Annotated in this window: 11 protein-coding genes; 9 read left to right on the top strand and 2 right to left on the bottom strand. The window is 74.4% G+C overall.

Annotated features, from left to right (window positions below; translation table 11 throughout):
• The 7 genes from AC1DT4_RS16190 to AC1DT4_RS16160 all read left to right on the top strand — a co-directional run.
• Positions 1–282: acyl-CoA carboxylase biotin carboxyl carrier protein subunit (locus AC1DT4_RS16190; RefSeq protein WP_477090825.1), on the top strand; the 282-nt coding region annotated here is incomplete at its 5' end.
• A 7-nt stretch (positions 283–289) separates the two neighbouring features.
• On the top strand, positions 290–796 hold the full coding sequence (locus AC1DT4_RS16185; protein WP_477090824.1) for an NUDIX domain-containing protein: 507 nt from the start codon (positions 290–292) through the stop codon (positions 794–796).
• A 134-nt stretch (positions 797–930) separates the two neighbouring features.
• Positions 931–1,812 carry an iron uptake transporter permease EfeU gene (efeU, locus tag AC1DT4_RS16180; RefSeq protein WP_477090823.1) on the top strand — a complete coding sequence of 294 codons (882 nt, stop codon included), beginning with the start codon at positions 931–933 and terminating at the stop codon, positions 1,810–1,812.
• Positions 1,813–1,843: 31 nt separating this feature from the next.
• Positions 1,844–3,046: an iron uptake system protein EfeO gene (gene efeO, locus AC1DT4_RS16175; protein WP_477090822.1), complete on the top strand. Its 1,203-nt coding sequence runs from the start codon at positions 1,844–1,846 to the stop codon at positions 3,044–3,046.
• Between the two features lie 8 nt (positions 3,047–3,054).
• Complete coding sequence (gene efeB, locus AC1DT4_RS16170) at positions 3,055–4,461, top strand: iron uptake transporter deferrochelatase/peroxidase subunit (protein ID WP_477090821.1); 1,407 nt, start codon at positions 3,055–3,057, stop codon at positions 4,459–4,461.
• A 22-nt stretch (positions 4,462–4,483) separates the two neighbouring features.
• On the top strand, positions 4,484–6,451 hold the full coding sequence (locus tag AC1DT4_RS16165; RefSeq protein ID WP_477090820.1) for an endonuclease/exonuclease/phosphatase family protein: 1,968 nt from the start codon (positions 4,484–4,486) through the stop codon (positions 6,449–6,451).
• 161 nt (positions 6,452–6,612) lie between these two features.
• Positions 6,613–8,970, top strand: a complete 2,358-nt coding sequence (locus AC1DT4_RS16160) for a glycoside hydrolase family 31 protein (protein ID WP_477090819.1) — start codon at positions 6,613–6,615, stop codon at positions 8,968–8,970.
• 348 nt (positions 8,971–9,318) lie between these two features.
• On the opposite strand, the gene AC1DT4_RS16155 is transcribed toward AC1DT4_RS16160, so the two are convergent.
• Positions 9,319–10,770 carry an NAD(P)H-quinone dehydrogenase gene (locus AC1DT4_RS16155; RefSeq protein WP_477090818.1) on the bottom strand — a complete coding sequence of 484 codons (1,452 nt, stop codon included), beginning with the start codon at positions 10,768–10,770 and terminating at the stop codon, positions 9,319–9,321.
• Between the two features lie 64 nt (positions 10,771–10,834).
• On the opposite strand from AC1DT4_RS16155, the gene AC1DT4_RS16150 reads away from it, so the two are divergent.
• Both AC1DT4_RS16150 and AC1DT4_RS16145 read left to right on the top strand, forming a co-directional pair.
• Positions 10,835–11,674 (top strand): purine-nucleoside phosphorylase, encoded by an 840-nt coding sequence (locus AC1DT4_RS16150; RefSeq protein WP_477090817.1) that lies wholly within the window; start codon positions 10,835–10,837, stop codon positions 11,672–11,674.
• 37 nt (positions 11,675–11,711) lie between these two features.
• On the top strand, positions 11,712–13,556 hold the full coding sequence (locus tag AC1DT4_RS16145; protein WP_477090816.1) for a phospho-sugar mutase: 1,845 nt from the start codon (positions 11,712–11,714) through the stop codon (positions 13,554–13,556).
• Here AC1DT4_RS16145 and AC1DT4_RS16140 read toward each other — a convergent pair.
• The gene (locus tag AC1DT4_RS16140) at positions 13,553–15,850 is read right to left on the bottom strand and encodes a DUF6055 domain-containing protein (protein WP_477090815.1); all 2,298 of its coding nucleotides are present in this window, start codon (positions 15,848–15,850) and stop codon (positions 13,553–13,555) included. The two genes, AC1DT4_RS16145 and AC1DT4_RS16140, sit on opposite strands and share 4 nt — an antisense overlap.
• Positions 15,851–15,856 lie beyond the last annotated feature (6 nt).

Here is a 15,856-nt window from a genome sequence, read left to right as displayed (position 1 = left end):
GGGCCGGCCGGTCCGGGCGCGCGTCGCCCCGTGCGCCGCGCGGCCCGCGCGAGCGCCAGCAGCAACGGCACGACGCTGTCGTCGCCGATGCAGGGCACGATCGTCAAGGTCGCCGTCGCCGAGGGCGCCCAGGTGGCCGAGGGCGACCTGGTCGTCGTGCTCGAGGCGATGAAGATGGAGCAGCCGCTCCTCGCACACCGCGCGGGCACGGTCACCGCGCTGTCCGCAGGCGTCGGGTCGAGCGTGAGCGCCGGCACCGCGATCTGCGAGATCGTCGGCTGACCCGGGCGTGGCGGACGGACCACCGACCCACCACCAGCGCCAGCCCGGCGACGGCTGGGTCGAGTGCGCGTGCGGCCGGCGCCACTGGGGGCTGTACGGCGCCGCGGGACTCCTGCTCGCGCGGCGCGACCCCGACGGCACCCCGACCGCCGTCGTCCTGCAGCACCGGGCCGCGTGGAGCGACCAGGGCGGCACGTGGGGCGTGCCCGGCGGAGCGCGGATGCCGGACGAGTCGGCGGAGGACGCCGCCCTGCGCGAGGCCGAGGAGGAGGCCGGGATCGACCGCGCCTCCGTCCGGCTCCGCGAGTCGTCCGTCCTGCAGCACCCCGACTGGTCCTACACGACCGTCCTGGCCGACGAGATCCTCCCGGTGCACCCGGCCGTGACCGACGCCGAGAGCGTGGAGCTGCGGTGGGTGCCGATCGACCAGGTGGCCGACCTGCCCCTGCTCCCGGCGTTCGCCGACGCCTGGCCCCGGCTGCGGGACCGCCTGGTGGCCCTCGGCGCCCGGTGACCGGCGTCACAGCACCGGCTGTCGGACCTGCCTCGCGCGTCGAGGCTCCACGGGAGTAGTGTCCGGGCGGTGAGGTAAGCCTTCCCTCATCCGACGCCCGCCGGGTGTCAGCCCCTGCACTCGGAAGACGCTCCATGATTGCGAACTACCTCATCGGCCTGCGCGAAGGTCTCGAGGCCGCGCTGGTGGTCAGCATCCTCGTGGCGTACCTGGTCAAGACCGGTCGCCGGGACCAGCTGCCGGCCCTGTGGGCGGGGGTCGGTGTCGCCGTCCTCGCGTCGCTCGCGTTCGGCGCGATCCTCACGTTCGGCCCCTCGGGGCTGTCGTTCGAGGCGCAGGAGGCGATCGGCGGCACGCTCTCGATCATCGCCGTCGGCCTGGTCACCTGGATGATCTTCTGGATGGCCCGCACGGCGCGGCACATGAAGTCCGACCTGCACCACAAGCTCGACGACGCGCTCGGGGCCGGCAAGAAGGCGGTCCTCGTGGTCGCGATGCTCGCCGTCGGACGCGAGGGTCTCGAGACCGCGCTCTTCCTCTGGGCCAGCGCCCAGGCGACCAGCGGCACCGCCGTCAACGCCGGCCCGAACCTCGGCCCGCTCGTCGGCGCGGCCCTCGGGCTGGGCACCGCGGTGCTGTTCGGCTGGCTGATCTACCGCGGGGCCCTCAAGCTCAACCTCCGCGTCTTCTTCGCCTGGACCGGGCTCTTCCTCGTGGTCGTCGCCGCGGGCGTGCTCGCCTACGGGGTGCACGACCTGCAGGAGGCCGGGATCCTGCCGGGCCTGAACAACCTGGCGTTCGACGTCTCCACGACGATCCCGCCCAGCAGCTGGTACGGAACCCTGCTCAAGGGCGTCTTCAACTTCTCGCCGGCCACGACCTGGCTCCAGCTGGTCGCCTGGGTCGCCTACCTCGTGCCGACGATGTTCTTCTTCATCCGCATCACGTGGGGCTCCGCGCCCGCCCGCCCGTCGGCCCCCGCCGTCGCGCCGGCCGTGCGCGCGACCGCCGCCTGACATCCGTCACCCCCGTTCTCGAAGGAGACCCATGTCCCGCCGCACCACCACCGTCGCCGCGGCGCTCGCCGCGCTCGTCCTGCCGCTGGTCGCCGCGTGCGTCCCCAACGACACGTCGACGCCGGGCGCCAGCGGCTCCGCGGGCGCACTGACGGTCACGTCGACGGCGGACACCTGCGACGTCTCCGCGACCGAGGCCGACTCCGGCACGATCCGCTTCGCGGTGACCAACGCGGGCGACGACGTCACCGAGTTCTACCTGCTCGGCGAGGACGGCCTGCGGGTCGTGGCGGAGGTCGAGAACGTCGGGCCCGGCCTCTCCCGCGACCTCATCGCGCAGGTCAAGCCAGGCACGTACTACACCGCCTGCAAGCCGGGCATGGTCGGCGACGGCATCCGCGCCGAGTTCACCGTGAACGACAGCGGCGCCGAGGTGGGCCCCACGGGCGACACCGCCGACCAGCTCAAGGCGGCCGAGGCGTCGTATGTCGCCTACGTGAAGGACCAGGTGGGCGCCCTCATCGCCGGGACCGAGGCCTTCGCCGACGCCTACACCGCCGGGAACGACGACATCGCCCGCGAGCAGTACGCCGACACGCGCGCGCACTGGGAGCGGATCGAGCCGGTCGCGGAGTCGTTCGGCGACCTCGACCCGCTGCTCGACCTGCGCGAGGCCGACGTCGAGGAGGGCACGGCCTGGAGCGGCTGGCACCTCATCGAGAAGGACCTCTGGCAGCCGGCGCCCGACGCCAACGGCGGCGTGGCCTACGTGCCGCTCACGCAGGAGCAGCGCGACGCCGCGGCCGCCGACCTGGTGAAGTACACCCAGCAGCTGGTCGACGAGGTCAACGCCCCCGACTTCACGTTCGAGGCCTTCCAGATCGCCAACGGCGCCAAGGAGCTGCTCGACGAGGTCGCCACCGGCAAGGTCACCGGCGAGGAGGAGATCTGGTCGCACACCGACCTCTGGGACTTCCAGGCCAACGTCGACGGCGCCCGCGTGGGCTACGAGGTGCTGGCGGACGTCGTCGAGGCGGAGAACCCCGATCTCGCGGATACCCTGGCCACCCGGTTCGAGGAGCTCGACGCGCTGCTGGCGGCGCAGGGCTCGCTGGACACCGGCTTCACCTACTACGACAAGCTCACGGACGCGCAGGTCAAGCAGCTCGCCGCTGCGGTCGACGCGCTCTCGGAGCCCCTCTCGCAGCTCACGGCGACGGTGACCGGCGCCTGACTGGAGGAATGAGCGAAGGAGTGCCTGTGTCCGCCCCCACGGACCCGCACGACGAGCCCACCGCCCCGACCAGCGGCCTGTCCCGGCGCGCTGTCCTCGGCCTCGGCGGCGGGCTCGCCGCCGCCGGTGTCGCCGCCGGTTTCGGCCTCGGCCGGGCCACGGCTCCGGCACCCGCCCCCGCGGCGACTGCGGCCGCCGGCACCTACCCGTTCACCGGCACCCACCAGGCGGGCATCGTCACGCCCGCGCAGGACCGGCTGTACCTCGCGGCGTTCGACCTCACGACGACCTCGCGCGACGAGCTGGTCGAGCTGCTGCGCCGCTGGACCACCATCGCCGCGCGGCTCACCCAGGGCCTCTCGGCGGGGCCGTTCGGGCCGGCGTCGGGGCCTTACGACGCGCCGCCGGACGACACCGGCGAGGCGTCGGACCTGAGCCCCGCGGGCCTGACGATCACGTTCGGGTTCGGTCGGTCGATGTTCGTCGGCACCCCGTCGCCGGACGGCACGCCCGGCGAGGACCGCTTCGGCCTGGCCGACCGCCTGCCCGGCGGCCTGGTGGACCTCCCGCACTTCGCGGCCGACGACCTCGACCCGGCCCGCAGCGACGGCGACCTCGTCGTGCAGGCGTGCGCGGACGACCCCCAGATCGCCGTGCACGCCATCCGCAACCTGTCCCGCGCCGCGTTCGGCTCGGCGACGATCCGGTGGACCCAGCTCGGGTACGGCCGGACGTCCTCGACGAGCACCGCGCAGCGCACGCCCCGCAACCTGTTCGGGTTCAAGGACGGCACGGCCAACGTCAAGGCCGAGGAGACCAAGGCGCTCGAGGAGCACGTCTGGGTGCCCGCGGACGCGGCCGACGCCGACGACACCGACTCGTCCTGGCTCGCCGGCGGCTCGTACCTGGTGGCGCGCCGGATCCGGATGCGCATCGAGACGTGGGACCGGACGTCGCTGCGCGAGCAGGAGAACCTCATCGGCCGGACCAAGGGCGAGGGCGCCCCGCTGTCGGGGGGCACCGAGTTCACCGAGCCGGACTTCACCACCGTGGGGAAGGGTGGCGCGCCGCTCATCGCGGTCGACTCGCACGTCCGGCTGGCGCACCCCGACCTCAACGGCGGCGTCCGCCTGCTGCGTCGCGGCTACAACTTCACCGACGGCAACGACGCGCTGGGCCGGCTCGACGCGGGGCTGTTCTTCCTCGCGTTCGTCCGCGACCCCCGCACGCACTTCATCCCCATGCAGACGGCGCTCTCGAGCAACGACGCGCTCATGGAGTACCTCACGCACACCGGGTCGGGCCTGTTCGCGGTCCCCCCGGGCGTCGCGGAGGGCTCGCTCGTCACGGGGCCGGACGGGACCCCGGTGACCACGGACGACAGCCCGTTCGTCGGGCAGCAGCTGTTCGCCTGATCACGGGGGTAATCTCGCGCGCGTGACGACGACGCCGACGCCCAGCGACGAGAAGCCAGTCCGGACGCCGCCCGACGCCGGGACGCCCACGCGCGTGTGGCTGGTCGCGCTGCTCACGGTGATGTGCCTGGAGATGGTGCGCGCCAGCGGTCCGCTGCTGGACCGGGCCTTCGCGGCGGGCACGGTGAACGCCGCCGTCACGGCGCTGGGCACCTACGCGGGCGCGGGACTGGCCGCCGCGGTGATCCTGCTGCTGGTCGGACGCTCGTCGGGCACCCCCGACGCCCGCACGATGCTGCTCGGCGCCACCGTGCTGGCCGTGCTGCGCGTCGTGATCCAGGCGCTGGACGGGCTCGCGCTCGACGTGGTCGGGCTGGTCACCGTCGCGGTGTCCGTCGGGGTGCTCACCCTCGCCGTCGCGTTCGTCGCCGGACGCCCCGCGGGTGGGCGGCAGGCCGCGACCGGGCTCGTGCTCGGGTGCGGGCTGTCGGTGGGCCTGCAGCTGGTCCTCGGCACGTGGGACGCGCTGTGGCGGGACGGCTGGACGGGCTGGGTGGTCGCGGTCGTCCTCGCGCTCGCCGTGATCGGCACCGCACGCGGGCTGGTCGCGTTCACCACGCCCGAGTCGGAGGCGTCCGGGAGGCCGCGCCGTCTCTGGGCGCTCGGGCTGTTCCTGGCGCTGGCCGCCATGATCGTCGCCAACCCCGCGTTCGTGGCCTCGCAGTCGGGGGTCGCGCTCGGGTGGGCCGGGCTCACGGTGGTCGTCGCCAACGCCGCCGGCGCCTGGACCCTGCTGCGCGCCGAGCCCTGGTCGGCGGGCGTGCGCGTCGGGGCCGCCGTGCTGCTCGTCGCGGGCGTCGCGTGTGCGCTGTGGCTCACGGGGATCGGCGCCCTCGTCGCCGTCGTGGTCCTGGAGCTCTCCGTCGGCATCGTGCTGTCCGCTGCCCTGAGTGCCCACCGGCCGGCCCCGCGCGGGATCCCACGCACCGGCGCGGCGACCCTGGTCGTCGGCCTCGGCACCATCGGGCCGCTGCTGCTCTACATGCTCGACTACGACGCGCCGCTGCCCGTCGACAACGTGTGGGTCGTCGTGCTCGCGGCGCTCGGGCTGGCCCTGTCCGGGCTCCGGCGCCGGACCCCCGGAGCCGTCCCCGCGCTCACCAGCCCGGACCGCCTGCCCGCCCGGCTGAGCTCGGTGCGGCTGCTGATCCTGCCCGCGATCGTCCTCGCTCTGGTCGGCCTGGTCCCGTCGACCACCAGCACGACCGGGGCCGACGTGCCCGCGCGCGCGGCCGGCGACGAGATCACGCTGGTGGACTGGAACCTGCACTACGGCGTCTCGCCGCACACGGCCGTCGACCTTGAGGGCATCGCCGCGACCATCGAGGCGCAGCACCCCGACGTGGTGACCCTGCAGGAGGTCGAGCGCGGCTGGATCTTCGGCGGCGGCGCGGACATGGCCACGTGGCTGGCGCACCGGCTGGGCATGACGATCCACTTCGCACCGGCGGCGGACCACCAGTTCGGCAACGCGGTGCTCGCCCGCTCGGAGCTGACGGACGCCGTCGTCCACCCCCTGCCCTACGGCGCCGGCCCGCAGAGCCGGTCGGCCCTGTCCACCACGCTGACCACCGCGTCCGGGGCGGACCTGCGGGTCACCTCGATCCACACGCAGCACCGCGAGTCGAACACCGCGACCCGGCTCGAGCAGCTGGAGGCCCTGGCCGCGGCCGAGCCCGTGACCCCGCCCGCGGTGCTGGCGGGCGACTTCAACGCCGAGCCGGGCTCGCCCGAGATCCAGCTGCTCGAGGCGGCCGGCTGGGTCAGCGCGGGTCCCGACGGCGTCCCGACATCACCGTCGCAGCGCCCGCGGCAGAAGATCGACTGGGTGTTCGGGCAGGGCGTGACGTTCGGGCAGGCGACGGTGCTGGTCTACCCGCAGCAGTCCGACCACCTCCCGCTGGTCGCGCAGCTGCGCATCACGGACTGACGCCGCCTGACACCGGCCCGGTCGACTCCCGGACCACCAGCGAGACCCACGGGGCTGACGCCCTCCCGACCGGTCCCGCCGTCCGGCGGGAATCACTCCCTCGCCGGACGTCCGGACCACTCGTGTTGTCGCCCGCGCCACCCGAGAGGACCCTCGACCACATGACGTCCCGGCAGCCCCTGCCCTCCCGCCCGGTCGCCGACCCCGCCGCGACCGTCGTCGGACCGCACTACCGGATCACGGTGCTCACCGACGGGCTGGTGCGGCTCGAGCACTCCCCGGACGGCGTCTTCGAGGACCGCGCGTCGACGTTCGCGCTGAACCGGGCGCTGCCGGTGCCGTCCTTCCGGGTGATCGAGACGGAGACCCACGCCGAGGTGGTCACGGACCGGTTCCACCTCGTCTACGACCGGCGCCCGTTCAGCACGAGCGGGCTCAGCGTCTCCGTGCTCGGGGGGATCAGCTCCTACCACTCGGTCTGGCGCTACGGCTCCGACGAGCCGGGCCTCGGCGGCACCGCGCGCACGCTCGACCTGGCCGACGGCGCCATCCCGCTCGAGCCCGGCGTGGTGTCCCGGCAGGGCTTCGCGGTCCTGGACGACTCCCGGTCGATGGTCTTCGACGAGACCGGCTGGGTGGCGCCCCGCGACGGCCTCCGGACCGACCTCTACGTGTTCGCGTACGGGCACGACTACCGCGACGCCCTCGATGCCTTCTACGCCGTCTCCGGCCCGACGCCCCTGCTCCCCCGGTTCGCGCTGGGCAACTGGTGGAGCCGGTTCCACCGCTACACCTCCGACAGCTACTCGTCCCTGCTCGACCGCTTCGACGCCGAGGGCATCCCGTTCAGCGTCGCCGTCATCGACATGGACTGGCACGTCACCGACGTCGACCCGGCCCTGGGCAGCGGCTGGACCGGCTACACGTGGAACCGAGCCCTGTTCCCCGACCCGGCGACGTTCCTCGCGTGCCTGCACGAGCGCGGGCTGCGCGTGACCCTCAACGTGCACCCCGCCGACGGCGTCCGCACCCACGAGGAGGCCTACCCCGCCATGGCGGAGGCCCTCGGCGTCGCCCGCGGCGACCCGATCCCGTTCGACGTCACGGACCGCGCGTTCCTCGACGCCTACTTCGACGTGCTGCACCGCGGCCTCGAGGACGACGGCGTCGACTTCTGGTGGCTCGACTGGCAGTCCGGGCCGCACTCGCGCGTCGCCGGCATCGACCCCCTCTGGATGCTCAACCACTTCCACTTCCTCGACAGCGCGCGCGACGGGCGTCGGCCCCTCACGTTCTCCCGCTACGCCGGCCCTGGCAGCCACCGCTACCCCGTCGGCTTCTCCGGCGACACCGTCATCTCGTGGGCGTCCCTGGCGTTCCAGCCGTACTTCACCGCGACCGCCTCGAACATCGGCTACGGCTGGTGGAGCCACGACATCGGCGGCCACATGTTCGGCGGCAAGGACGACGAGCTGGCCACCCGCTGGCTCCAGCTCGGGGTGTTCTCGCCGATCCTGCGCCTGCACTCGTCGGCCAACGCCTTCACGACGAAGGAGCCGTGGACCTACGCGCCGGAGGCCCGCGTCGTCATGACCGAGCACCTGCGCCTGCGCCACCGCCTCGTGCCGTACCTGCACACGATGAACCACCGTGCGGCGCGCGACGGCCGGCCACTGGTCGAGCCGCTCTACCACCAGTGGCCGGCGTCGCCGGAGGCCTACGACCAGCCGAACCAGTACCTGTTCGGGCCCTCGCTCGTGGTCGCCCCGCTCACCACCCCGACGGACCCGCGCACCCGGCTGGCGTCGGTGCGCGCCTGGCTCCCGGCGGGCACCTGGGTCGACGTGTTCACCGGGCTCGTCTACGACGGCGGCCGCGAGCTCCTGCTGCACCGCGACCTGTCCACGATCCCGGTCCTCGCACCGGCCGGCGCGCTGGTGCCGCTCGACGGCGCCGCGGTGCCCGGCAACGACCCGGCCAACCCGGCGTCGCTCGAGGTGCTGGTGGTCATCGGCGCCGATGGGTCGTTCACGCTGGTCGAGGACGATGGGACGGCCGACGGCATCGCGACGACCCCGCTCACGTTCTCGCAGGCCACGGGCACGTTCGTCGCCGGCCCGGCGACCGGCTCGGTCGGCTGCCTGCCGGCAGCGCGCACCTGGACGGTGACGTTCCTGGCGTTCGACGGATCGCCGGTGGCAGCGGTCGGCGACGCGATCGCCGCCGGCACCCTGTGGCGCGCCGACGACCGGGTCTCGATCACCGTTCCCGACGTCCCGATCGGCGCCACGCTCACGGTGGCGCTCGGCGACGACCCGCAGCTGGTGCCGAACGACGTCGCCGCCCGCCTCTTCGCCCTGCTGGACCGCGCGCAGATCAGCTACGACCTCAAGACCCGCGTCCAGTCGATCGCCACGTCCGACGCCCCGCTGTCGGTCCGCGTGAGCCACCTCCAGGCGCTGTCGTTGGACCCGGCGCTGGCCACGGGGGTCGGCGAGGTGCTGCTGGCCCGCCCATGACCGACCGACCATGTGATTAGTCGGCTCATCCGGGTGTTTGAGACGACTAACGACATGGTCGATGGCGCGAAGCCGACGGCGTCGGTCCGCTGAGCTTGTGCTCGGGCTGACCATTCGCTCCGGTCCGGCGTGTGCTCGTTCGCGCGCCCCACCCTCCGCTGCGCTCCGGGTCAGTCCCTGTGTCTGTGGTCGGACTGACCCTCCGCTCCGCTACGGGCGGGGGCTGCTTCGCTGCGTCCCACTGCGCTGCGCTCCGGGTCAGTCCCTGTGCTTGTGGTCGGACTGACCCTCCGCTCCGCTACGGGCGGGGGCTGCTTCGCGCGCCCCCACCCTCCGCTGCGCTCCGGGTCAGTCCTCCGAGCGCTGGTGGAGGACGCGGGCCACCTCGGCGATCGTGCCCGACATCGACGGGTAGACCGTGGCGGTCTCGGCGAGCTGGTCGGTGGTGAGGCGGTGGGTCACGGCGAGCGTCAGCGGGTAGATCGACTCGCTCGCGCGGGGGCCGACGACGACCGCGCCGAGCACGGTGCCGCTGCCGGCGTGGGCAAAGATCTTGATGAACCCGTCGCGGACGCCCAGCATCTTGGCGCGGGGGTTGCGGGCCAGCGGCAGCATGCTGACGGAGTACTTCACGCCCTGCGCGTGCAGCTGCGTCTCGGACCAGCCGACGGTCGCGATCTCGGGCGACGTGAAGATGTTCGCGGACACGCCCCGCAGCGACAGCGGCTTCACGGCGTCGCCGAGTGCGTGCGCCATGGCGAGCCGGCCCTGCATCGCGGCCACCGACGCGAGCGGCAGGACGCCGGTGACGTCGCCCGCCGCGTAGATGCCGCGGACGTTGGTGCGCGAGACCTTGTCCACCTCGATGTGCCCGGAGGGCGTGAGCCGGACGCCGGCCTCCTCGAGCCCCAGGCCGGACGTGGTCGGGATCGAGCCGACCGCGAACAGCACGTGCGACCCCTCGACCACGCGGCCGTCGGACAGGGTCACCTCGACGCCGTCGGCGGTGCGCCGCGCGCCGGACGCGCGGGACTGGGACATCACCGTCATGCCGCGGGTCTTGAACACGTCCTCGAGCAGCTGGGCGGCGTCGGCGTCCTCGCCGGGCAGCACGCGGTCGCGGCTGGACACCAGCACGACGTCCGCGCCGAGCGACGTGTAGGCGCCGGCGAACTCGGCACCGGTGACGCCCGACCCGACGACGATGAGCCTCGTCGGCAGCGCGGGCAGGTCGTACAGCTGCGTCCAGGTGAGGATGCGCTCGCCGTCGGGTCGCGCCTCGGGCAGCTTGCGGGGGGTCGCGCCGGTCGAGACGAGGACGACGTCCGCGTCGAGCGTGAGGTCGTCGGCACCCGCCGGCGTGGTCACGACGACCGTCGACGGTCCCTCGAGGTGCCCGTGCCCGAGCACGATCCGCACGCCCTCGCGCTCGAGGCGGGCCCGGATGTCGGCGGACTGCGCGGCCGCGAGCGCCTTGACGCGCGTGTTGACCGCGGCGAGGTCGATGCGGTGCCGCAACTCCTCGAGCGTGCCGCCGACCGCGGCGGACAACGGAGTGCCGTCCAGCCGGATGCCGAGCTCGGGCGCGCGGTCCGCGATCGTCATCCACTCGGCGGTGGCGATGAGGGTCTTCGACGGGACGACGTCGGTCAGCACCGCGGCGCCGCCCATGCCCGCGGCCTCGACCACCGTGACGTCCGCGCCGAGCCGGCGGCCGACGAGGGCCGCCTCGTACCCGCCCGGCCCACCGCCGATGATGACGACGCGGGGGGCGGGCGACTCGGGCGCAGGGGTGCTCACAGGAACCCATTCTGCCGGTCCGGGGGCGCGCGGCGAGGCGGACAGCGGGCGTTAGCCTCGGACCATGAGCGACGTCACAGCTGTCCCCGACCTCGACGACCCCGCGACCGACCCGTTCGACGTCGCCCGAGCAGCCGCCGCGTACCTCGCAGAGGCCACCGGCGTGGAGCGCCACGACGTGCTCCTGGTGCTCGGGTCCGGCTGGGGCGGCGCCGCGGAGCTGCTGGGCGAGACGGTCGCCGAGGTGCCGAGCCACGAGATCCCCGGCTTCTCGGCTCCGGCGGTCGCGGGCCACGGCGCGACGACCCGGTCCATCCGGATCGAGGGCACCGACCGGCACGCGCTCGTGCTCGGCTCGCGGACCCACCTGTACGAGGGCCGCGGCGTGCGCCGGGTCGTCCACGGCGTCCGGACGGCGGCCGCCGCGGGCGCCACCACGGTCGTCCTCACCAACGGCTGCGGCGGGCTCAACCCCGCGTGGCTGCCCGGGACGCCCGTGCTCATCCGCGACCACATCAACCTCACGGCCACGTCGCCCCTCGAGGGCGCGACGTTCGTCGACCTCACGGACCTGTACTCGTCGCGCCTGCGCGCGGTCGCGCGGGAGATCGACCCCACCCTCGACGACGGCGTCTACGTGCAGTTCCCCGGGCCGCACTACGAGACGCCCGCCGAGGTGAAGATGGCCGGGATCCTGGGCGGCGACCTGGTCGGCATGTCCACCACGCTCGAGGCCATCGCGGCGCGGCACGCGGGCCTGGAGGTGCTCGGCATCTCGCTCATGACGAACCTCGGTGCGGGGATCTCCGCCGTCCCGCTCTCGCACGCCGAGGTGCTCGAGGCCGGTGTCGCCGCGGGCCCCCGGATCAGCGCGCTGCTGGCCCAGATCGTCCGTCGGCTGTAAGGAAGCGCCACCCGGTCGTCCTGAGTACGTTGGGCCCATGACCGGCGACGACGCGTGGGCAGGCCTCGAGGCGCGGGTGCAGACGTGGATCGACGACGATCCCGATCCAGAGACGGCGGACGAGCTCCGGCGGCTGCTCGATCTCGCGCGCGCGGAGCCGCCGACGATCGGGGTGGGCCGCGAGCCCGACCCGACGCAGCAGCAGGAGCTCGACGCCCGCTCCGGTGCGCGCGCCGAGCTGGCGGACCGGTTCAGCGGCCTCCTGCAGTTCGGCACCGCGGGCCTGCGCGGCCGGCTCGGCGGCGGGCCGCACCGGATGAACCGCGCGGTCGTCATCCGCGCCGCGTCCGGCCTCGCCGACTACCTGCTCGGTGAGCTCGACGGCGTGCACCCGGCGCCGCGCGTCGTCATCGGGTACGACGCCCGCCACAAGTCCGTGGACTTCGCGCGCGACTCGGCGGCGGTGCTGACGGCGGTCGGCATCGAGGTGCTGGTCCTGCCGTCGGCCCTGCCCACCCCCGTGCTGGCCTTCGCGGTCCGGCACCTGGACGCCGACGCCGGGATCATGGTCACCGCGTCGCACAACCCGCCGCAGGACAACGGCTACAAGGTCTACCTCGGCGGCCGCGTCGTCACCGACTCGGGTCAGGGCGCGCAGATCGTGCCGCCGGCCGACGCGGCGATCGCCGCCGAGATCGCGCACGTCCCCTCGGTCGCGTCCGTCCCGCGCGCGACGAACGGCTGGACGATCCTCGGGCCCGAGGTGCTCGACGCGTACGTGCGCAACGTCGTGGCCCTGGCGCCGACCGACGACGCCACCCGCGCGGCCGCCAAGCGCCTGCGCATCGTGCTCACCCCGCTGCACGGCGTCGGCGGGGAGGTCGCGCAGCGTGTGCTGGCGGAGGCGGGGTTCACCGACGTGCTGGTGGTGCCCGAGCAGGCGGAGCCGGACGGTGACTTCCCCTCCATCGCCTTCCCCAACCCCGAGGAGCCCGGCGCGATCGACCTGGCCATCGGCCTGGCCAGCGACGAGGGCGCCGACCTGGTGATCGCCCTCGACCCCGACGCCGACCGCTGCGGTGTCGGGGCTCAGGACCTGCGCCACCGCTCCTTCCGCGGCCCGGACACCGCCGAGGCGGAGGGCTGGCGCATCCTGCACGGCGACGAGACCGGGTCGCTGCTGGGTGCCACGCTCGCGTCGGCCGGCGGGAACCCGAACGGCTCGTACTTCGCCAGCTCGATCGTCTCGTCGCGCCTGCTCGGCAAGATCGCGAGCGCCGCCGGGTACGGCTACGCGCAGACGTTGACCGGGTTCAAGTGGATCTCCCGCGTCGACGGCCTGGTGTTCGGCTACGAGGAGGCGCTGGGCTACTGCGTCGACCCGGCGCACGTGCGCGACAAGGACGGTATCTCCGCGGCCCTGCTGGTCGCGGGGCTCGCCGCACGGCTCAAGGCGGAGGGTCGCACGGTGGTCGACGCCCTCGACGACCTCGCCCGCGCGCACGGCCTGCACCTGACCGACCAGGTCTCGGCGCGGTTCGTCGACCTCGCGCAGATCGGCGAGACGGTGCACCGCGTCCGCAGCCGACCCCCGACGACGCTCGGCGGGTCCCGCGTCACCGAGGTCGTGGACCTGGCCGCGGGCACCGACGACGACCGGGACGGCCTCCCGCCCACCGAGGGGCTGCGCCTGCTCACCGCCGACGGCACGCGGGTCATCGTCCGCCCCAGCGGCACGGAGCCCAAGGTCAAGTGCTACCTCGAGGTGGTCCTGCCGGTCGACGCTCGGGCGGACCACAAGGCGGTCGGCCGCGCGCGCGCCGAGGCCCGCTCGCGCCTCGACGCCGTCGCGGCGGACGTGCGGACGGCGCTCGGGATCTAGCGGGTCCGGGTGCAGGTGAGCTGCGGCACCAGCAGCCCGGAGTCCCCCGGCGCCGTGCCCTGGAAGCCGAACGTCGCCGTCGCGCCCTCCTTCAGGCTGCCGTTGTAGGACATGTTCTCGGCGGTCACCTGCGAGCCGCTGGTACCCAGTCGCGCGTTCCACACCGACGTGATCTGCTCGCCGGCGGGCATCGCCCAGGTGACGGCCCACCCTTCCACGCCGGTGCTCCCGGCGGTGACGACGACCTGTCCCTGGAACCAGTTCTGGCCGTCGGAGGACCAGTGGTTGGTCACCGTGTAGGCGGCGGTGCACGGGCTCGCGGGCATCGGCTCCGGCGGCTCGACGCCGCCGGCCGTCGGGGTGGGGCTGGAGGTCGTCGGCGCCGCCGTCGGCTGCGGTCGGGGGGTCGTCGTGGGGGTCGGCGACGGTTCGGTCGTGGGCGTCGGCGCAGGCGACGGCTCGGGCGCCGGGACCGTGCTCAGCGCGAGGTCCTCCGCCCCGAACGGCGTGGGTGCGACGTTCACGTCGGGCGCCGCGGGGCGACCGTCGCACGAGCGGGCGGGGTCGAAGGTCGCGTACCCGCCCGAGCTGCAGGCGAAGTCCACGACCGCGTCCCCGGCGACGACGACGGACCCGCTGAGCCGGGCCGAGGACCGGACGACGGCGACGTCGCGCACGGTCGCGCCGCCCTCGACCACCGCCCCCGCCTCGACCCAGGCGCGGCCCTCGATCCGCGCGTCGCCGAGCACCCGCGCGTCGCCGCGGACCACGGCGTCCGGCCCGACGAACGCGGTCGGGTCGACGGTCGCGGCGTCGTCCACCCAGCCGCCGCCGTTGGCGTGCCGGTGCCCGCCTGCCGCGACCGGACCGGAGGCGTCGACGGTCGCCCCCGCCAGCCGGAACTCGTACGGGTAGCGCGCGACCTCGCCGTCGCCGTCGCCCGAGGCGTGCGCGTGGTTCTCGGTCGGGGTGCCGACGACGACGAGGTAGAGCTCCTGCTCCCCGGGCTGCAGCGTGAACTGCACCTCCGCGTCGAGGCTCTCCGTCACGGGGCTGTAGCGCGGGGACTCGCCGCGCAGGGCGACGAAGCCGAAGCTCAGCCCGGCGTCGGGGGCGTCGTGACCCCGTAGTCGCAGGTGGATGTCGCGCACCCCGGCGTCGGGCGTCAGTCGGACCATGGTGAAGCCGTAGTCGGCCGGGGCCGACGAGTCCAGCACGCGGTAGTGGCCCGGGTCGCCCTCGACGGCCTCGACCGGCGTCGTCCGGTCCGCCAGCAGGACGGGGTCGAGACCGTCGACCGCGGCCGTGATCGCGCTGCGGTCCGAGAAGTCCCAGGTGACGGTGCGCAGGGCGTACTCCGCGACCCGGCGGTTGAGGTCGGCCTGCGTGAGCCCGGTGAGCCGCTTGTACGCGCCGAGGGGGTCCTCGCCGGGGAGCGCGTCGCGCCACAGGCCGCCGAGCAGCTGCTCACCGTCGCGTTCCGCCAGGTACTGCAGCAGGAGCCAGCTGCCGTCGCCCAGCCGCGGGCTCGACCAGTGGAGCTGCGGGCTGCGCACGAGGTCCGCGACGTTCCCGATCCCGCCCGGCGCGGCGACCGTGGCGAGATAGGCCGCGCTGGCCGACCAGAACGGCGCGGCGTCGTCCGAGGCGGAGCCCCGGCCGGGCGCGTCGAGGGCGGCGAAGCCCTGCACCACCTCGGCGAAGCCGCGAGCCAGCTCCCACGACGGGTCGAACTCCGAGCCCCCCGCGGGGGCCGCGGCGCCCGGCGCGCCGGTCGCGGACTGGTGGCCGCGGGCCGTCAGCGCGGAGACGTCCACCCGCAGGAGCCCGACGCCGTCCGTCACGGTGCCCGTCGCGCCGCGCTCCTCCTGCGACAGCCCGCCCGCCTGCGGGACCACCACGTCGCTCGTCGGCGACCCCGGTCCCTCCTCCCAGGTCCCGTCCACGACGACCACGATCTTGTGGTCCGCGATCGCGCCGTCCTCGGCCACGACCCCCAGGTCGTGCACGTCGAGCGCGTACAGGGCGTCGAGCTGCGCGACGGCGCGGTCGGCGTCGAACCGGAGCCCCACGGGCGCCGCCGCGGGGTTCGCTCCCGCCCGGTCGCCCCAGGCCAGCGCGACGTCGCGGCCCTCGCTGACGTGGGCACGCCTCCACGAGTCGGCCCACGCGCTGGGCACCACGAGGGTCTTCTCGTCGCGGACGTGCTGCAGGACCGCGGCGAGGCCCGAGCCGGCCAGCAGGGCGGTCACGAGCACGACGGCGAGCGTCGCGCCGCGTCCCCATCGACCCATGCCCTG

The organism is Cellulomonas sp. P4_D11 (assembly GCF_056401915.1).
The sequence above is the reverse complement of the archived record's forward strand: the minus strand, read 5'-3'. Positions and strand labels throughout refer to the sequence as shown.

Excerpts from the sequence above, each read along its gene's own strand:
- efeU (WP_477090823.1), top strand. The coding sequence starts at position 931 with ATGATTGCGAACTACCTCATCGGCCTGCGCGAAGGTCTCGAGGCCGCG.
- efeO (WP_477090822.1), top strand. The coding sequence starts at position 1,844 with ATGTCCCGCCGCACCACCACCGTCGCCGCGGCGCTCGCCGCGCTCGTC.
- efeB (WP_477090821.1), top strand. The coding sequence starts at position 3,055 with ATGAGCGAAGGAGTGCCTGTGTCCGCCCCCACGGACCCGCACGACGAG.
- AC1DT4_RS16160 (WP_477090819.1), top strand. The coding sequence starts at position 6,613 with ATGACGTCCCGGCAGCCCCTGCCCTCCCGCCCGGTCGCCGACCCCGCC.
- AC1DT4_RS16150 (WP_477090817.1), top strand. The coding sequence starts at position 10,835 with ATGAGCGACGTCACAGCTGTCCCCGACCTCGACGACCCCGCGACCGAC.
- AC1DT4_RS16145 (WP_477090816.1), top strand. The coding sequence starts at position 11,712 with ATGACCGGCGACGACGCGTGGGCAGGCCTCGAGGCGCGGGTGCAGACG.
- AC1DT4_RS16140 (WP_477090815.1), bottom strand. The coding sequence starts at position 15,850 with ATGGGTCGATGGGGACGCGGCGCGACGCTCGCCGTCGTGCTCGTGACC.